17 protein-coding genes are annotated in these 15017 nt (G+C 63.9%); 3 read left to right on the top strand and 14 right to left on the bottom strand.

Annotated elements, in window-relative coordinates; translation table 11 throughout:
* Positions 1 to 40: 40 nt before the first annotated feature.
* Both AC07PU_RS28600 and AC07PU_RS28595 read right to left on the bottom strand, forming a co-directional pair.
* Positions 41 to 1297, bottom strand: a complete 1257-nt coding sequence (locus tag AC07PU_RS28600; protein ID WP_495321751.1) for a lipopolysaccharide biosynthesis protein — start codon at positions 1295 to 1297, stop codon at positions 41 to 43.
* 157 nt (positions 1298 to 1454) lie between these two features.
* Complete coding sequence (locus AC07PU_RS28595) at positions 1455 to 2642, bottom strand: polysaccharide biosynthesis/export family protein (RefSeq protein WP_495321750.1); 1188 nt, start codon at positions 2640 to 2642, stop codon at positions 1455 to 1457.
* A 790-nt stretch (positions 2643 to 3432) separates the two neighbouring features.
* On the opposite strand from AC07PU_RS28595, the gene mscL reads away from it, so the two are divergent.
* Positions 3433 to 3864: a large conductance mechanosensitive channel protein MscL gene (gene mscL / locus AC07PU_RS28590; RefSeq protein ID WP_495321749.1), complete on the top strand. Its 432-nt coding sequence runs from the start codon at positions 3433 to 3435 to the stop codon at positions 3862 to 3864.
* A gap of 36 nt (positions 3865 to 3900) precedes the next feature.
* Here mscL and pdxA read toward each other — a convergent pair whose 3' ends face one another.
* From pdxA to AC07PU_RS28575, 3 genes are read right to left on the bottom strand one after another with little or no spacing between them, the layout of a single operon-like run.
* The gene (pdxA, locus tag AC07PU_RS28585; protein WP_495321748.1) at positions 3901 to 4965 is read right to left on the bottom strand and encodes a 4-hydroxythreonine-4-phosphate dehydrogenase PdxA; all 1065 of its coding nucleotides are present in this window, start codon (positions 4963 to 4965) and stop codon (positions 3901 to 3903) included.
* The gene (locus tag AC07PU_RS28580; RefSeq protein WP_208511629.1) at positions 4962 to 5735 is read right to left on the bottom strand and encodes a Nif3-like dinuclear metal center hexameric protein; all 774 of its coding nucleotides are present in this window, start codon (positions 5733 to 5735) and stop codon (positions 4962 to 4964) included. The genes pdxA and AC07PU_RS28580 overlap by 4 nt, the downstream gene beginning before the upstream one ends.
* Positions 5732 to 7084: an MFS transporter gene (locus AC07PU_RS28575; RefSeq protein WP_495321747.1), complete on the bottom strand. Its 1353-nt coding sequence runs from the start codon at positions 7082 to 7084 to the stop codon at positions 5732 to 5734. The genes AC07PU_RS28580 and AC07PU_RS28575 overlap by 4 nt, the downstream gene beginning before the upstream one ends.
* Before the next feature lie 304 nt (positions 7085 to 7388).
* Between AC07PU_RS28575 and AC07PU_RS28570 the strand changes: the two genes are divergently transcribed.
* On the top strand, positions 7389 to 8552 hold the full coding sequence (locus tag AC07PU_RS28570) for a S1C family serine protease (protein WP_093351920.1): 1164 nt from the start codon (positions 7389 to 7391) through the stop codon (positions 8550 to 8552).
* Positions 8553 to 8647: 95 nt separating this feature from the next.
* Here the strand turns inward: AC07PU_RS28570 and tatC are convergent, their stop codons facing one another.
* From tatC to AC07PU_RS28525, 9 genes are all read right to left on the bottom strand, one after another.
* Entirely contained in the window at positions 8648 to 9457 is an 810-nt protein-coding gene (gene tatC, locus AC07PU_RS28565; protein ID WP_093351923.1) for a twin-arginine translocase subunit TatC, read from the bottom strand.
* 81 nt (positions 9458 to 9538) lie between these two features.
* The gene (gene tatB, locus AC07PU_RS28560; RefSeq protein ID WP_093351925.1) at positions 9539 to 10000 is read right to left on the bottom strand and encodes a Sec-independent protein translocase protein TatB; all 462 of its coding nucleotides are present in this window, start codon (positions 9998 to 10000) and stop codon (positions 9539 to 9541) included.
* A 12-nt stretch (positions 10001 to 10012) separates the two neighbouring features.
* Positions 10013 to 10258 (bottom strand): Sec-independent protein translocase subunit TatA, encoded by a 246-nt coding sequence (gene tatA / locus AC07PU_RS28555; protein WP_093351928.1) that lies wholly within the window; start codon positions 10256 to 10258, stop codon positions 10013 to 10015.
* 62 nt (positions 10259 to 10320) lie between these two features.
* A complete protein-coding gene (locus AC07PU_RS28550) occupies positions 10321 to 10680 on the bottom strand; it encodes a histidine triad nucleotide-binding protein (RefSeq protein WP_495321746.1) in 360 nt (119 codons plus the stop codon).
* Positions 10670 to 11059: a DUF4870 family protein gene (locus tag AC07PU_RS28545; protein WP_057595255.1), complete on the bottom strand. Its 390-nt coding sequence runs from the start codon at positions 11057 to 11059 to the stop codon at positions 10670 to 10672. The genes AC07PU_RS28550 and AC07PU_RS28545 overlap by 11 nt, the downstream gene beginning before the upstream one ends.
* Positions 11060 to 11106: 47 nt before the next feature.
* Complete coding sequence (locus AC07PU_RS28540) at positions 11107 to 11487, bottom strand: phosphoribosyl-ATP diphosphatase (protein WP_208513624.1); 381 nt, start codon at positions 11485 to 11487, stop codon at positions 11107 to 11109.
* Positions 11484 to 11882, bottom strand: a complete 399-nt coding sequence (gene hisI / locus AC07PU_RS28535) for a phosphoribosyl-AMP cyclohydrolase (protein WP_208513651.1) — start codon at positions 11880 to 11882, stop codon at positions 11484 to 11486. The genes AC07PU_RS28540 and hisI overlap by 4 nt, the downstream gene beginning before the upstream one ends.
* Before the next feature lie 40 nt (positions 11883 to 11922).
* Complete coding sequence (gene hisF, locus AC07PU_RS28530; RefSeq protein ID WP_093351941.1) at positions 11923 to 12702, bottom strand: imidazole glycerol phosphate synthase subunit HisF; 780 nt, start codon at positions 12700 to 12702, stop codon at positions 11923 to 11925.
* Between the two features lie 27 nt (positions 12703 to 12729).
* Complete coding sequence (locus AC07PU_RS28525) at positions 12730 to 13566, bottom strand: D-hexose-6-phosphate mutarotase (RefSeq protein WP_495321745.1); 837 nt, start codon at positions 13564 to 13566, stop codon at positions 12730 to 12732.
* Positions 13567 to 13700: 134 nt separating this feature from the next.
* On the opposite strand from AC07PU_RS28525, the gene AC07PU_RS28520 reads away from it, so the two are divergent.
* Positions 13701 to 15008 (top strand): dicarboxylate/amino acid:cation symporter, encoded by a 1308-nt coding sequence (locus AC07PU_RS28520; RefSeq protein WP_495321744.1) that lies wholly within the window; start codon positions 13701 to 13703, stop codon positions 15006 to 15008.
* Positions 15009 to 15017 lie beyond the last annotated feature (9 nt).

Below are 15017 nucleotides of genomic sequence, written 5' to 3'. Positions count from 1 at the left end.
TTAATCAGTGCACCCCGCATTGCACTCAATGATTGACCAATTACACCCGGGCAAAAATATACGATTTTGGCGTAAGCCTCAAAAAAGCCCACATCTTCCAACTGAAAATAAGTGCAAACGCCGCGCACAGACCAAGCGGAACAGCTGATGATGGCCAGTGCTGCAAAAAAAACCAGGTCGAACCGACAAAAACAAAAAGACTGGAAATATGGCTACGAATTATCGGACGATCAAGGCCTTGAGCATAAAGCGCATAATGTGGAATCATGCCCAAGGCATATAAAGTCATTGCAGCCAACACCCAGATATACAGGTATTGATGCACCAAATATAGGGGGTTGCCTATCCAGCTCAACAAAAACGGCAGCGCAATGAGACTCACCGCAGCAAATACTATAGAGAGTACGACCGTTTGCAATGACAGTAGCCGCAGGCCCTCTCGAAAAGATGCCGAATCTCCTTTTTGATGGGAACCAATCAATCCCGGATAGCTAAAAGAAAAAACCCCGGCATCAAGAAATGACATTAATGCCCCGCCAATTCCCATAAAAAGCACATATGAGCCAACAACCTCCAACCCACCAATGGACTGAAGCCAATACCGATCGAGGGTAAACAATGCACGAATCGCCAATGTGGCCAGCAACAGCGGAATCGAAATCTTCAATCCGCTCAAAATCCATTTCCAATCGATTTTCCCTTGCCACCCGCCAATATCAAGCTTTCTCAAGCGATCGAACCCAATTAAAGCAGCAAAGAAGGCGCCTGCCACCCAAGCACCAAACACGTAATTCAAGGAACGCGTTGTGGCCTCTGCATTCATCAAGAAAATGATCGCGATTGCCCATGAGCCCTGCCTGAGAAAAAGCATAATGCTCGCCAAGAGTTGTTCTGAAATTGTTATTAACAACCGACTCAACTCTTGATTCAAATGCTCCAACACTAAAAGTATGAAAAACCACCCTACCAATTCCCAAGGCAGCAGTTCGCCAAGAAATATCAGGCTTAACAAAGGCATGAAAATGGCATACAAAACCAAAGACAATGCCGCCTGATTTTTTAGTATTTCTCCCCAATCTTGGCGCTCACGCTTAAGTACTTCTCGAGTAGTGAACGTATAAAAATCAAATCCCAACAGATACAACGAGTAACCTACAGTGGCAGTAAGCAATCCATATAAGCCCAACTGCGCGGGATCGAGAAATCGAGCCAAGAAAAAGATCAAAAAAAACCGAGTGGACAAAGTTGCTATGCGCAAACCTATGTTCAGTACTCGAGCCTTGTTGGAAGCAACCATTCTTTTACAAAAAACCCACTTGGGGTCGCTTGGAAGACATACTTTTAAAGATTAATTTCTACAAAAAATCCAAGATTTGGATGACATTTCGAAAATGCCTCACCCATCGGACCAATGGTCTATCGCTACCTCATCAAAATGGCATAAGAATTTCTAATTACCGATGCCTGATGTATATTTCACTGGCAGTGTTGACTACCTGGGCAGAAGGCAAAATCAAACTAACCACCCGATTCCATTTCACCAAAGGAACCGGGTCGATATAGACAACGTCTTGAGGCTGCAGGCGGAATTGACTCGCGATAGCAAGTGCTGCAGGATTTTTGGCATTGAGATTGAAGATCGCGGGGGCGCCCGTTGCGCCTTGCCGAATGACATAAATCTGTCCAGCGCTGGCCGTGGCACTCATTGGTCCCCCCGCCTCACCCAGAGCCTCACTCAAGCTAAGGCGTCCATTGCTACGCATGGGCAATGCCAAGGGCGCCAAAACCTCTCCCATGAGAAAGACCTTAGAGTCCTCCCTGTTCGCCACGCGAACGGTATCCTCGCTTTTCAGGGGGATGCTGTTACCGTCATACCCGGACTCCCTCAGATTGACCAAGTCAATTAAAATGGATCGACCATCCCGAATAAGCGTGACTGCTGATCGATTTCCCGCAGCGGTAATGCCCCCAGCTCTATTGATGGCTTCGTTCAGAGTCATTGGCACGTCCGTGAAGATCTGCGAGCCAGGGTTGCGGACTTCTCCTTCCACGTACGCACGACGACTTCTAAAAGATTGAATTCGCACCGTGACCTGCGGATCGCGGATGTGCGGTCTCAGCAACTTGATCAGTAGATCCGAAGCGTCGCCTTCGCTCAGCCCTGCCACGCGCACACGACCGATATACGGAAATGCGATCTCGCCGTCGGCGTCGACGATGAACCCCGGAGCAACCTGCACGCCTGTCGGATCTACAGACTGGGCGATGACGGCGCCCGCATTCGGCAACAATTCTGGGTGGTCATACACGATGACACCCACCACATCGCCCGACCCGATTGTGTAACGCGCACCCTTGCCAAACAGCGCCTGCACCTCCTGCGGCACACCCTTGGGCGCGGTTTCCGCCAGGGTACGGACCAGTGCAAGAGAAATAGGAGTGATCTCTCCTTCGGGTGCACCATCCGGCAGATAGCGGAAGTCGTTTGGCAATGGGCCCGCGGCATCGTAGGGCTCCACCGCTCCCAGCCCAGGCGCAACCGCACAAGCCTGCAACGCTGCCGCGGACATCAACAAAACCCACTTCAAAAAATTCGTTTCTTTTTTCAATTCCAACCCCCACGGGAAATCAATTTTCGCCATCGTCAATTTCGAATTCGGGACAAGCCCTACCTCAACAAAACCCGAACCAAATGATTGGCTGGCCCAATGGGGTGCACATAGCGTCTTCTCAAAACGATCCTCGTCGCGCGACTGATTGATTGTTGAACAACCCAGACCCCCAGGCGCATCTGCGCCTGGCCTCTGACGCGGTGGTCAGACAGCCTCCCTGTTTGGCTGTTGGTCAAGAGACCCGCGGGATTTCCCTCCCCCAGGCCAACCCGGCATTGTCGCTGCACGTGACGACTGCTATCCCGGCTTGTGAGTTGCAAAAGATTGTGTCCAACCCTTGCTCGACAGGTCGATCATAGGCGAGTCCTTTGGTCTCTCTCGTTTCAACACCCCCTGCCCAGCAAACCAATCTACTCGATGAAGAAGACTTTTTTATAACCTTCGTAGCATTGCCAAAGTGTTAGCGATCCCCACGTCGTTACCGTTTTCCGTGGGGAAACGTTGTTCGACACCCACGAAAAACCTCGCCGAGAAGGCCGCCCGCGTGAATGTAAAGTTGCGAAAAAGTTCGCGCATCCCCCGCTTGAGGGAGTGCCAAGAGGCAAAGGCTTGCCTCAGTCCGAGCAGGGCTGGAAACAACTAGCAACAAGTTGGGCTCAGTCGGGTCACCGAGCGATCTGTCGCGCCGGCAGAAATCCAGATTCGATTCAGCTTTGTGAAGGACTTCATGAGGCTCAGGCACCACGCCACGCGGAACACCACGGCCTCCCGTGCATACTGGCGCCTCTCTCAACCCCAGTGCTCCCGCACCCTCCCAACCATGACCATCCTCAGCGAATTCAAGGAGTTTGCCGTCAAGGGCAATGTCGTCGACCTGGCGGTCGGCGTGATCATCGGCGCAGCCTTCGGCAAGATCGTCGACTCGCTCGTGGTCGACATCATCATGCCGGTCATCGGGCTGGTGTTCGGCAAGCTGGACTTCTCGAACCTCTATGTGGTCCTGGGCACGGTGCCCGCGGGAATCGCCAACAACCTGGCGGAGCTCAAGAAGGCCGGCGTGCCGGTGCTGGCGTACGGCAACTTCATCACCATCGTGGTCAACTTCGTGATCCTCGCCTTCATCATCTTCATGATGGTCAAGCAGATCAATCGCCTGCGCCGCACGGAAGAAGCCGCACCGGCCGCTCCGGCTGCACCGCCCGAGGACATCGTGCTGCTGCGCGAGATCCGCGACAGCCTCAAGCGCTCCTGACGCGCAGCGCGGCCCGGCACGGGCCGCGCATCTCCCTCAGATACCGGCCAGCGCGCGCGCCATGCGCAGCGCCTCGATCAAGCTCGATGCATCCGCCCGCCCGGTGCCCGCGATATCGAACGCCGTCCCGTGATCGGGGCTGGTCCGCACCAGCGGCAGCCCGAGCGTCACGTTCACGCCCTTCTCCACGCCCAGGTACTTCACCGGGATCAGACCCTGGTCGTGGTACATCGCCACCACCACGTCGAACTCGCCGCTATCGGCCGCGCCGGGCTGCTTCGCGCGGGCACGCATGAAGACGGTATCGGGCGCATGCGGCCCATCGGCGGCGATGCCTTCGGCGCGTGCCGCGGCGATGGCCGGCACGATGACCTGCTGCTCCTCCAATCCGAAGAGTCCGCCCTCCCCGGCATGCGGATTGAGCCCTGCGACACCGATGCGCGGCGCGCGTCCCAGGGTGCGCGAGAGCGCATGGTGAGTGATGCGCAAGGTCTCGAGCACGCCATCGAAGGTGACGGCCTCGATCGCCTGGCGCAGCGACATATGGATGCTGACGAGCACGGTGCGCAGCTCGTCGTTGGCCAGCATCATGCGCACGGGCACCTCGGCCACGCTGCGGCCCAGATGCGCCGCGGCCTCGGCCTGCAGCAGTTCGGTATGGCCCGGAAAGGGAAATCCTGCCGCCGACAACGCTTCCTTGTGCAAGGGCGCGGTGACGATGGCGGCGATCTCGCCGCGCAGCGCGGCCCGGGCCGCCCAGACCACCGCATCGCCCGCCGCGCGCCCAGCCTCGGCGCTGATGCGGCCATGGACCACACCTTGCGGCGGCGCGATCACCTGCAGCACGGGCACACAACCGGGCGGAACCTCCAGCGCCTCGGCCGATGAAGCAATTTCGACCACGGGCCATGCCGGATTCCCGGGCGCCGACAGGGCCTGCAGCGCCTTCCGCATCGTCCCCACATCACCCGCCACGAAGGCGCCACGCGTGGCCTCGGGCGCATCGCGAAATGCCTTGCCGATGATCTCCGGCCCGATGCCGGCCGGGTCACCGAGCGTGATGGCAACGGGCTTGCCGCCCGCAGAACCGGCGCCCGTCATGCCGGGTTGTCGATGTCGATGAACTCGTGCTGGAGCCCGAGCTGCGCAGCCACGTGTTCGGCCACGGCGGGCGCGCCATAGCGCTCGGTGGCATGGTGCCCGCAGGCCAGGAAGGCCACGCCCATCTCGCGCGCGTAGTGGGCCTGCGGCTCCGAGATCTCGCCGGTGATGAAGGCGTCGGCACCGGCCGCGATGGCGGCCTCGAAGTAGCCCTGCGCGCCGCCGGTGCACCAGGCGATGGTCTTGATCGGACGATGGGCGGTATCGACCAGCGTCACGGGCCGCTTGAGCACCTTCTCGACGTGGACGGCGAGCGCCTTCGCGTTGGCCAGGGTCTCGCCGTCCTCGAGGCCGCCGAGAAAGCCCAGCTCCTGCTCGCCGAAGCGCCCGGCCGATCCGGGATGCGCCAGCAGGCCGAGCTGCAGGCCGAGCTGCGCGTTGTTGCCGAGCTCGGGATGCGCGTCGAGCGGCAGGTGGTAGGCGAAGAGGTTGACGTCGCGATTCAGCAGCAGCGCCAGCCGCTGCTTCATCCAGCCGGTGACGCGGCCGTCCTGGCCGCGCCAGAACAGGCCGTGGTGGACGAAGATGGCATCGGCCTCGGCGCGGATCGCGGCCTCGATCAGCGCGCGGCTCGCGGTCACGCCCGAGACGATCTTGCGCACCGTGGTGCGGCCCTCGACCTGCAGGCCGTTCGGTCCATAGTCCTTGAAGCGCTCGGGAGCGAGCAGCAGGTCGAATGCGTGAAGCAGTTCGTGGCGGGTGGTGCTCATCGCGACATTGTCGCGCCGCCGGCCGGCGCCACGCCAGCCCGCATGGGGTGGCCGCGGGCCGCCAGGGGGAAGAACGCGAGCACGAAGCCCAGCGCGGCGAGCACCGCCACGTAGTGCGCGGGCGCCATGCTGTCGTGCTGCAACCAGAGCGTGAGGACCACCGGCGTGAGCCCGCCGAAGACGGCGTACGACATGTTGTAGGCGAATGAAAGCCCGGTGAAGCGCACCGGCGCGGGGAAGGCGCGCACGCCGGCGATCGGCACGGTGGCGATGGTGCCCACGAACAGGCCCGTCAATCCGTAGTGCCAGAACAGCGTGGCCGGCGTACCGGGCAGGCCGGTGTAGAACAGGTAGGCGGTCACGAACAGGCCGCCCCAGCCGATCAGCATCACGGCGCGCGTACCGAGGCGGTCGCTGGCCCAGCCGGCGATCACGCAGCCGATGGTCAGCGTGAGGGTGGCGAGTGCATTGGCCTCGAGCGCGAGCGCGGCCGGGATGTGGTGCACCTTCTGCAGGTAGGTGGGCGTGTAGAGAACGATCACCACGATCGCGGCCGACAGCACCCAGGTCTGCAGCGCGACGAACACGCTGGCGCCGCGGTGCTCGCGCAGCACGGTGCGCAGCGGCAGCTCGCGCGCCACGCTGCGGCGGTCGGCCAGTTCGCGGAACACCGGAGTCTCGTGCAGAAAGCGGCGCAGGTACACCGACACCAGCCCGAACACGCCGCCGAGGATGAAGGGGATGCGCCAGGCGAAGTCGCTCACCTGCTCGGGCGCGTAGTGCCGGTTGATGGCCACGGCCACCAGCGAGCCCAGCAGGATGCCGCCGGTGATGCCCGAGGTCAGCGTGCCGACGCCGAAGCCGTAGCGCTGCGCGGGCACGTGCTCGCCGACGAACACCCAGGCACCGGGCATCTCGCCGCCGATGGCCGCGCCCTGCAGCACGCGCATGGCCAGCAGCAGCAGGGGCGCCGCCACGCCGATGCTGGCGTAGGTGGGCAGCAGGCCGATGACCAGCGTGGGCGCGGCCATCAGGAAGATCGACAGCGTGAACATGCGCTTGCGGCCGAGCAGATCGCCGAAGTGCGCGATCACGATGCCGCCGACCGGCCGGGCCAGGTAGCCGGCCGCGAAGATGCCGAAGGTCTGCAGCTGGCGCAGCCAGTCGGGCATGTCGGCCGGGAAGAACAGCGCGCCCAGCACGGTGGCGAAGAAGACGTAGATGACGAAGTCGTAGAACTCGAGCGTGCCGCCGAGGGCGGACAGGGCGAGCGTCTTGTAGTCGCGGGCGTCGAGCGCGCGTGCCGGGGCCGGCGTGGTGCCGTCCGGGGTGATGGCGTGTGAAGTCATGGCGGGCGGAGAGTCATGGCTGCGCACCGGGGCCGCAAGGCCGGATGGGAAGCGAAAGCGGTACGCCGACGAAAGTGCCGGGCCGCGTCCACCGGGTGGGCGGTGCGGCGGCGAAGGAGAGCCGGGTTGGCAGGATCCCGATGCTAAGGGTTATCCCTTATATGCACCTCGAGCCTCCAGGAATCTCGACCGGCCGGCGCGGTCTTCGTCCTCTGCCGTTGAGAGACAATCTCCCGCAGCGCCGCGCTCCGCGGCCTTTCCCCCTCAGCGCCCTCGCCCTTTCGCGCCTTTTCACCAAGTTTTCATGAAACGCACCTGGCTGCTCTTCGCCCAAGCCGTGACCGTCCTGCTGGCGGCCTATTTCGTGGTCGCCACGCTCAAGCCCGAATGGATCAACCGGCGAACGACCTCGCTGGGCGGCGTGGTCTCGATCATCGAGGCGCCCGCCAGCTCGACGCCCGGCGTGCCCGCGCCCGGCAGCCTCAGCGCCGCGGCCAAGAAGGCCTCGCCGGCAGTGGTGAGCATCAACACCAGCAAGGCGGCGCAGCGCCATCCGCGCAGCAACGACCCCTGGTTCCGCTTCTTCTTCGGCGACCAGGACGACCAGCCCCAGGTGGGCCTGGGCAGCGGCGTGATCGTGAGCACCGACGGCTACATCCTCACCAACAACCACGTGGTCGAGGGCGCGGACGAGATCGAGGTCACGCTCAACGACAGCCGCCACGCGCGCGGCAAGGTGATCGGCACCGACCCCGACACCGACCTGGCCGTGCTCAAGATCGAGCTCGACAAGCTGCCGGTGATCGTGCTGGGCAGTTCCGATGAGCTGCAAGTGGGCGACCAGGTGCTGGCCATCGGCAATCCCTTCGGCGTCGGCCAGACCGTGACCAGCGGCATCGTCTCGGCGCTGGGCCGCAACCAGCTCGGCATCAACAACTTCGAGAACTTCATCCAGACCGACGCGGCCATCAACCCCGGCAACTCGGGCGGCGCGCTGATCGACGTCAACGGCAACCTGCTGGGCATCAACACCGCGATCTACTCGCGCTCGGGCGGCAGCATGGGCATCGGCTTCGCCATTCCCGTGTCGATGGCCAAGATCGTGCTCGAGGGCATCGTGAAGGAAGGCCAGGTGCGCCGCGGCTGGATCGGCGTCGAGCCGAGCGACCTCTCGCCGGAGCTGGCCGAGACCTTCGGCGTGAAGGCCGACGCGGGCGTGATCATCACCGGCGTGCTGCAGAACGGCCCGGCCGCCAAGGCCGGCATCCGCCCCGGCGACGTGATCACCGCGGTGGGCGACAAGAAGACCGACAGCGTGCAGGCGCTGCTGACCGCCGTGGCCGGCCTCAAGCCCGGCAGCACCGCGCGCTTCGCGCTGCAACGCGGCAGCGACAAGATGGAACTGGACGTGATGCCGGGGCTGCGGCCGAAGAGCCCGGTGCGGCAGGTGCCGAACCAGAACGAGTGAACGAACGAGACGCGCGGGCCCCGGGTCCGCGCAACCATGAAAAAAGCGGCCGACGGGCCGCTTTTTTCATGCCGGATCCGGAAGATCCTCGCCGCTCAGGGCGGCGTGGTCGACGAGGAATCCGCTTCCTCGTCCTCCGGCGACTTCGAGACGCGCGAGAAGTACTTGGCCCCGATGATCCCGACCTCGTACAGCACGCACATCGGGATCGCCAGCGCCAGTTGCGACACCACGTCGGGCGGCGTCAGCACGGCGGCCACGATGAAGGCCACGACGATGAAGTAGCCGCGGAACGAGCGCAGCTTCTCGATGGTCACCATCTCGAAGCGCACCAGCAGCATCACGACGATCGGCACCTGGAAGGCGACGCCGAAGGCGAGATAGAGCGACAGGATGGCCTCGACGTACGAGGAGATGTCGGGCGTGGCCGCCACCGCGGCCGGCGTGAACTTCTGGATGAAGCCGAACATCTTGTCGAGCACGAACAGCTGCACGAAGGCGATGCCCGCATAGGCCAGCAGGCTGCCGAAGATGATCAGCGGCAGCGCGAAGCGCTTCTCGTGGGTGTAGAGGCCCGGCGCCACGAACATCCAGGCCTGGTACATGAGCCACGGCAGCGCGAGCAGCACCGCGGCCATCATCAGCACCTTGAGCGGCACGAAGAAGGGCGAGAACACGCCCACGGCGATCAGCTTGGCGTCGGGCGGCATGTGGGCGCGGATCGGCATCGCGATGATGTCGATCAAGCCGCCCGGGCCGGGCCAGACCGCCAGCAGGATGCCGGCGATCGCCATGCCGTAGACGCAATAGAGCAGCCGGTCGCGCAGCTCGATCAGGTGCGCGACGAAAGGCTGCTCGGTGCCAGCGAGCTCGTCTTCTTTGTTCTTGGAGTCGGAATCAGCCATTGAGGAGATGGAAAGCGTGGGCTGCCGACGGGCGGCGCGCGTGGGAACGCTGGGTGGAGGGGGAAACGCGCCGCGCCGCTGCTAGCTGACCTTGTGCGGCCGGTAGCGCGCGACGCGCGCCGCGCCCGACAGTGCCTTGGTGCGCACGCCGTTGCGGGACTTGTACCACTGCGGCGTGGCGCCCTGCTTGAGGCGCCAGTTCTTGCGCGGATGCTTGTAGACCGGCACCACCGGTTCCGGTTCGGCCAGCGCCGAGAGGGTTTCGCCCGCGGGGGTGGAGAACTGCTTCTCGAGGTCGCTCACGCCCGAATGGATGTTCTGCTCCACGTCGCGCGCCGCGTCCTCGACGGTGGTCTTCATCTTGCGGAGCTCGTCGAGCTCCATCGAGCGGTTGACCTCTGCCTTGACGTCGTTGACGTAGCGTTGCGCCTTGCCGAGCAGGGTCCCGACGGTGCGCGCCACGCGCGGCAGCTTTTCGGGTCCGATGACGATCAGCGCCACGACGCCGATCAGCGCCATCTTCTCAATGCCGAGGTCCAGCACGTGTCGCCCGGATCAGGACTTGTGGCGTGCTTCGACGTCGATCGTCGGCTTGTCGGTGGCGGCCGACTGGCTCGTGACCTGGGCGGCCGGGCCGGTGGCGGTCGGCGCGTCGGTCGCGGAACCGTCCTTCATGCCGTCCTTGAAGCCCTTGACGGCACCGCCGAGGTCGGAACCCATGTTCCGAAGCTTCTTGGTACCGAAGATCATGACGACGACGAGCAGCACGATCAGCCAGTGCCAGATGGAAAAAGAACCCATGGAAGACTCCTAAGAATGTGCCGATTTTAGTCGCGGCGAATGTGACAAATTTACTTAACGGCTCAGCCGCGAAGCCAGGGGCGCGGACCGCCCATGACGTGGACATGGAGATGATGCACCTCCTGCCCCCCTTCGGTACCCGTGTTGACCACCACCCGGTAGCCGCCTTCGGGGTACGGATTGCAGCCCTGCTCGAGCGCCAGCCTGGGCGCCAGGGTCATGATCTTGCCCATCAGGGCCGCGTCCTCGGGCGTCAGCTGGGCCATCGAGGCGATGTGCTTCTTGGGCACCAGCATGAAATGCACCGGCGCCCAGGGCGCGATGTCGTGGAAGCCGAAGACGTCCTCGTCCTCGTAGACCTTGCGCGACGGGATCTTGCCCTCGACGATTTTGCAGAAGATGCAGTTCGGATCAGATGACATCGTTGGGTTCCATAGGACGGCCGTCGTTCATCCGGATCATGCCTTTCACGATCCGGTAGAGGAACCACAGCGAAATCAGGCTCCAGGCGATCCAGCCCGGGACGAAGAGCAGCAGCCAGAGCCACGAGGTGACGATGTACAGCAGCCCGGCCCAGAGCACCGAGCGGATGCGCCAGCTGAAGTGCGAGGCCTGCCAGGTGCCGGCCGCATCGTCGCGCTTCACGAAGTCGATCACCAGCGCCACCAGCAGCAGCAGCACCGAGGCCTGGGCGCCCGGCACCACGGCGCCGATGGCGACGATCAGGTGCAGGATGTAGCTGACCCAGCCCCAGGTCTTGAGCGAGTCGTCGGGCTGAACGTTCACGATGTCGTTGGGCATGGCGATGTCCTTTCGGTCGTCAGAGTCATCCCTCGGCGCTCAGGCGGTCACTCGCTGGCGGCTTCGCGGGCCTGCACCTTGCGCAGCGCCTTTTCCTCGATGCCGCTGGTGCCTTCGCGCCGCTCGAGTTCGGCCACCACCTCGGCGGGCGTCAGGCCGTAGTGCGCGAGCGCCACCATGGTGTGGAACCAGAGGTCGGCCACCTCGTAGACCACCTTCGTGCGGTCGCCGCCATGGTCGGCGTCCTTGGCCGCCATCACCACTTCGGTGGCTTCCTCGCCGATCTTCTTGAGGAAGGCGTCGGGACCCTTGTGCAGCAGCCGCGCGACGTAGCTCTTCTCGGGATCGCCGCCATTGGCGGGCAGGCGGCTTTCGATGACCGCGGCCAGGCGTGCGAGGGCGTCGTTGGTGTTCACGGTGCCGCTCATTTGTAGATCGATTCCGGGTCTTTCAAGACCGGCTCGGTCACGGTCCACTGGCCGTTCTCGTACTTGTTGAAGAAGCAGCTGTGGCGGCCGGTGTGGCAGGCGATGCCGGGCTCGTGGCCGAGCTGGGTGACCTTGAGCAGCACCACATCGTTGTCGCAGTCGAGGCGGATCTCGTGCACGGTCTGCACGTGGCCCGATTCCTCGCCCTTGAACCAGAGCTTGCCGCGCGAGCGGCTGAAATACACCGCGCGGCCGAGTTCGGCGGTCTTCTCGAGCGCCTCACGGTTCATCCACGCGAACATCAGCACGTCGTTGGTGCCTTGTTCCTGGGCGATCACCGGCACGAGGCCGTTGGCGTCCCATTTCACTTCATCGAGCCAGATCATGGGCGGGATTGTCGGCGATCGGCCGGCCGCGACCGACGCCGAAGGGTCATTAAATCCGCACCGGGATGCCGCGCTCGGCCATCCGCGCCTTCGCTTCGCCGACCGTGTGCTCCCCGTAGTGGAAGATGCTCGCCGCCAGCACGGCGTCCGCCCCGCCCTTCTGGATGCCATCGGCCAGGTCGTCGAGGTTGCCCACGCCGCCCGAGGCGATCACCGGCACGTTGACGGCGTCGCTGACGGCGCGGGTGAGCGCCAGGTCGAAGCCGCTCTTGGTGCCGTCGCGGTCCATGCTGGTCAGCAGGATCTCGCCGGCGCCGCGGCGCGCCATCTCGGTGGCCCATTCGACGGCGTCGAGGCCGGTGTTCTTGCGCCCGCCATGGCTGTAGACGTCCCAGCCCGGGCCGCGGCTGGCCGCTTCCTCGGGCGTGCGGCGCTTGGCGTCGATGGCGACCACGATGCACTGGGCGCCGTACTTGGCCGAGGCGTCGCTGATCACCTGCGGATTGGCGATGGCGGCCGAGTTGAAGCTGGTCTTGTCGGCGCCGGCATTGAGCAGCCGGCGCACGTCCTCGACGGTGCGCACGCCGCCGCCCACGGTCAGCGGGATGAAGACCTGCGAGGCGACCGACTCGATGATCGGCAGGATCAGGTCGCGGCCGTCGCTGGTGGCGGTGATGTCGAGAAAGGTCAGCTCGTCGGCGCCCTGCGCGTTGTAGCGCGCGGCGATCTCGACCGGATCGCCCGCGTCGCGCAGCTCGAGGAAGTTGACGCCCTTGACGACACGGCCGCCGGTGACGTCGAGGCAGGGAATGATGCGTTTGGCGAGCATGGTGGGGTAACTGGAAGGAAGTGGGAATCAGAGGACGCGCAGCTGCTGCCAGCCCTGCCACTCGGCGCCGGGCGCGAGCTGCACGGGCTCGTCGATGCGCGCGGCCTCGACGCAGAGCATGTGGCGAAAGCCGTCCTCGGGCATGTCGGCGAGTTTCGCACCGAGCACGGCGCCCGGGTTCCAGACCACGGTTTCGGTGCAGGTGGCGCCCTGGGAAATCTCGAGCGTGCCGCCGGGCTGCACCAGCCGCAGCGGCTGGGCGGGCGCGGCATAGACGCTGTCGAACTCGGATTCGAAGCGCAGGGCCGGCGCGGTTTCCACATGGCGGTCGTCGCGCACCGCATCCCAGCGGTTGGCGCCTTGCAGGCCCTCGAGCCGGGCCTCGGCGATGTCGTCCGCGGCCAGGTAGGTGTGCAGCGCGGCCGTGAATGCGAAGGGCCCGCCGCCGAGGTTGCGCAGGCTCAGCGCGATGCGCAGTTGCCCGGCGTCGAGCGTGAACGCGACCCGCGCCTCGAAGGCATGCGGCCACAGGGCCCGGGTGGCGTCGTCGTCGCGCAGCCGCAGGGTCAGCGCGCCCGAACCGGCATCCACGCCCTGGTTTTCCCAAGGCAGATTGCGCATGAAACCATGTTTGGGGAGCATGCCGCGTTGGTTGAATTGCGGGCAGCAGATGGGCACGCCACCGCGGATCGCGGTCTTGCCGTCGAACACGGCGCGCGGGCTCAGGTAGAGCCTTTCCCTGCCGTCGGCCGTGGTCCACGAGAGCAGATGCGCCCCGTGCAGGACCACGGTGAGGGTGCTGCCGTCGGCACCGGTGGCGCGCAGCGCGGGCTGGCCGCGGAACTCGATCGAGCTGATGTGCATGTGAAGAATTGTAGGCAGCGCGCCATGGGGCCTAAAGACTGCATGGTCAGGCCCCGATTGCAAGCCGGGGGCCTTCTTGGATACCCTGTGCCTGCAAAAAAATCGCTCACACAACCAAGCACAAGGGGAATCGAATGAAGAAGAAGTTGCCGATGGCGGCGTGGATACTGATTGCCATGGTGCTCGGCATCATCCTCGGCTACATGATCTTCGCGAGCTTCCCGGACAAGGGAACCGCCAAGGAGATCGCGGGCTACGTCTCGATCGTCTCGGACGTGTTCCTGCGCCTGATCAAGATGCTGATCGGGCCGCTGGTGTTCTCCACGCTCGTGGTCGGCATCGCGCACATGGGCGACGCCAAGTCGGTGGGTCGTGTGTTCGGCAAGGCCATCGGCTGGTTCCTCACGGCCTCGCTGATCTCGCTGGTGATCGGCCTGGTGATGGCCAACCTGCTCGAGCCCGGCGCCAACCTGGGCCTGCCGCTGCCCGACATCGGCGCCTCGGCGAACCTCGCGACCTCCAAGTTCACCTTCAAGGACTTCGTGAGCCACACGGTGCCGAAGTCCTTCATCGAGGCCATGGCCAACAACGAGATCCTGCAGATCGTGGTGTTCTCGATGTTCTTCGGCGTGGCGCTGGCCTCGCTCGGCGACAAGGCGAAGACGCTGGTCGCCGCCACCGAGGAACTCTCGCACGCGATGCTGAAGATCACGGGCTACGTGATGAAGCTCGCGCCGCTCGCGGTGCTGGCCGCCATGGCCGCCACGGTGGCGGTCAACGGGCTGGGCATCCTGATCAAGTTCGCGGTGTTCATGCGCGACTTCTACCTCGGCCTGTTCGTGCTGTGGGGCGTGCTGATCCTCGCGGGCTTCACCTTCCTCGGCCCGCGCGTGCTCAAGCTGCTGGTGCTGATCAAGGAAGCCTTCCTGCTCTCGTTCGCCACCGCCAGTTCCGAGGCCGCGTACCCGAAGATCCTGCAGGCGCTCGACCGCTTCGGCGTCAAGCGCAAGATCTCGAGCTTCGTGATGCCGATGGGCTACTCGTTCAACCTCGACGGCTCGATGATGTACTGCACCTTCGCCGTGCTGTTCATCGCGCAGGCCTACAACATCCACATGCCGATCAGCACGCAGATCACGATGCTGCTGATCCTGATGCTGACCTCCAAGGGCATGGCCGGCGTGCCGCGCGCCTCACTGGTGGTGATCGCCGCCACGCTCAACCACTTCGACATTCCCGAGGCCGGCCTGCTGCTGATCCTGGGCGTGGACACCTTCCTCGACATGGGCCGCTCGGCCACCAACGCGGTGGGCAACTCGATCGCCACCGCCGTGGTCGCCAAGTGGGAAGGCGAGCTGCTGCCGGAGAGCGAGGCCGAGCTCAACGCGGCCAAGCTCGACGAAGAGGCGGCCGCGACGCTGGCGCATCCGGCGCATGGCTGAGGCGATGCG

The organism is Variovorax sp. GW821-FHT10D07 (assembly GCF_059415325.1).
This window is presented reverse-complemented; position numbering and strand designations above follow the sequence as displayed.

What these genes read in the sequence shown, in the direction of transcription:
- AC07PU_RS28570 (WP_093351920.1), top strand. Translation starts at nt 7,389, where the DNA reads ATGAAACGCACCTGGCTGCTCTTCGCCCAAGCCGTGACCGTCCTGCTG.
- AC07PU_RS28580 (WP_208511629.1), bottom strand. Translation starts at nt 5,735, where the DNA reads ATGAGCACCACCCGCCACGAACTGCTTCACGCATTCGACCTGCTGCTC.
- AC07PU_RS28595 (WP_495321750.1), bottom strand. Translation starts at nt 2,642, where the DNA reads ATGGCGAAAATTGATTTCCCGTGGGGGTTGGAATTGAAAAAAGAAACG.
- AC07PU_RS28550 (WP_495321746.1), bottom strand. Translation starts at nt 10,680, where the DNA reads ATGTCATCTGATCCGAACTGCATCTTCTGCAAAATCGTCGAGGGCAAG.
- AC07PU_RS28525 (WP_495321745.1), bottom strand. Translation starts at nt 13,566, where the DNA reads ATGCACATCAGCTCGATCGAGTTCCGCGGCCAGCCCGCGCTGCGCGCC.
- pdxA (WP_495321748.1), bottom strand. Translation starts at nt 4,965, where the DNA reads ATGACGGGCGCCGGTTCTGCGGGCGGCAAGCCCGTTGCCATCACGCTC.
- tatA (WP_093351928.1), bottom strand. Translation starts at nt 10,258, where the DNA reads ATGGGTTCTTTTTCCATCTGGCACTGGCTGATCGTGCTGCTCGTCGTC.
- AC07PU_RS28600 (WP_495321751.1), bottom strand. Translation starts at nt 1,297, where the DNA reads ATGGTTGCTTCCAACAAGGCTCGAGTACTGAACATAGGTTTGCGCATA.
- tatC (WP_093351923.1), bottom strand. Translation starts at nt 9,457, where the DNA reads ATGGCTGATTCCGACTCCAAGAACAAAGAAGACGAGCTCGCTGGCACC.
- hisF (WP_093351941.1), bottom strand. Translation starts at nt 12,702, where the DNA reads ATGCTCGCCAAACGCATCATTCCCTGCCTCGACGTCACCGGCGGCCGT.
- AC07PU_RS28540 (WP_208513624.1), bottom strand. Translation starts at nt 11,487, where the DNA reads ATGAGCGGCACCGTGAACACCAACGACGCCCTCGCACGCCTGGCCGCG.
- AC07PU_RS28575 (WP_495321747.1), bottom strand. Translation starts at nt 7,084, where the DNA reads ATGACTTCACACGCCATCACCCCGGACGGCACCACGCCGGCCCCGGCA.
- AC07PU_RS28520 (WP_495321744.1), top strand. Translation starts at nt 13,701, where the DNA reads ATGAAGAAGAAGTTGCCGATGGCGGCGTGGATACTGATTGCCATGGTG.
- AC07PU_RS28545 (WP_057595255.1), bottom strand. Translation starts at nt 11,059, where the DNA reads ATGCCCAACGACATCGTGAACGTTCAGCCCGACGACTCGCTCAAGACC.
- mscL (WP_495321749.1), top strand. Translation starts at nt 3,433, where the DNA reads ATGACCATCCTCAGCGAATTCAAGGAGTTTGCCGTCAAGGGCAATGTC.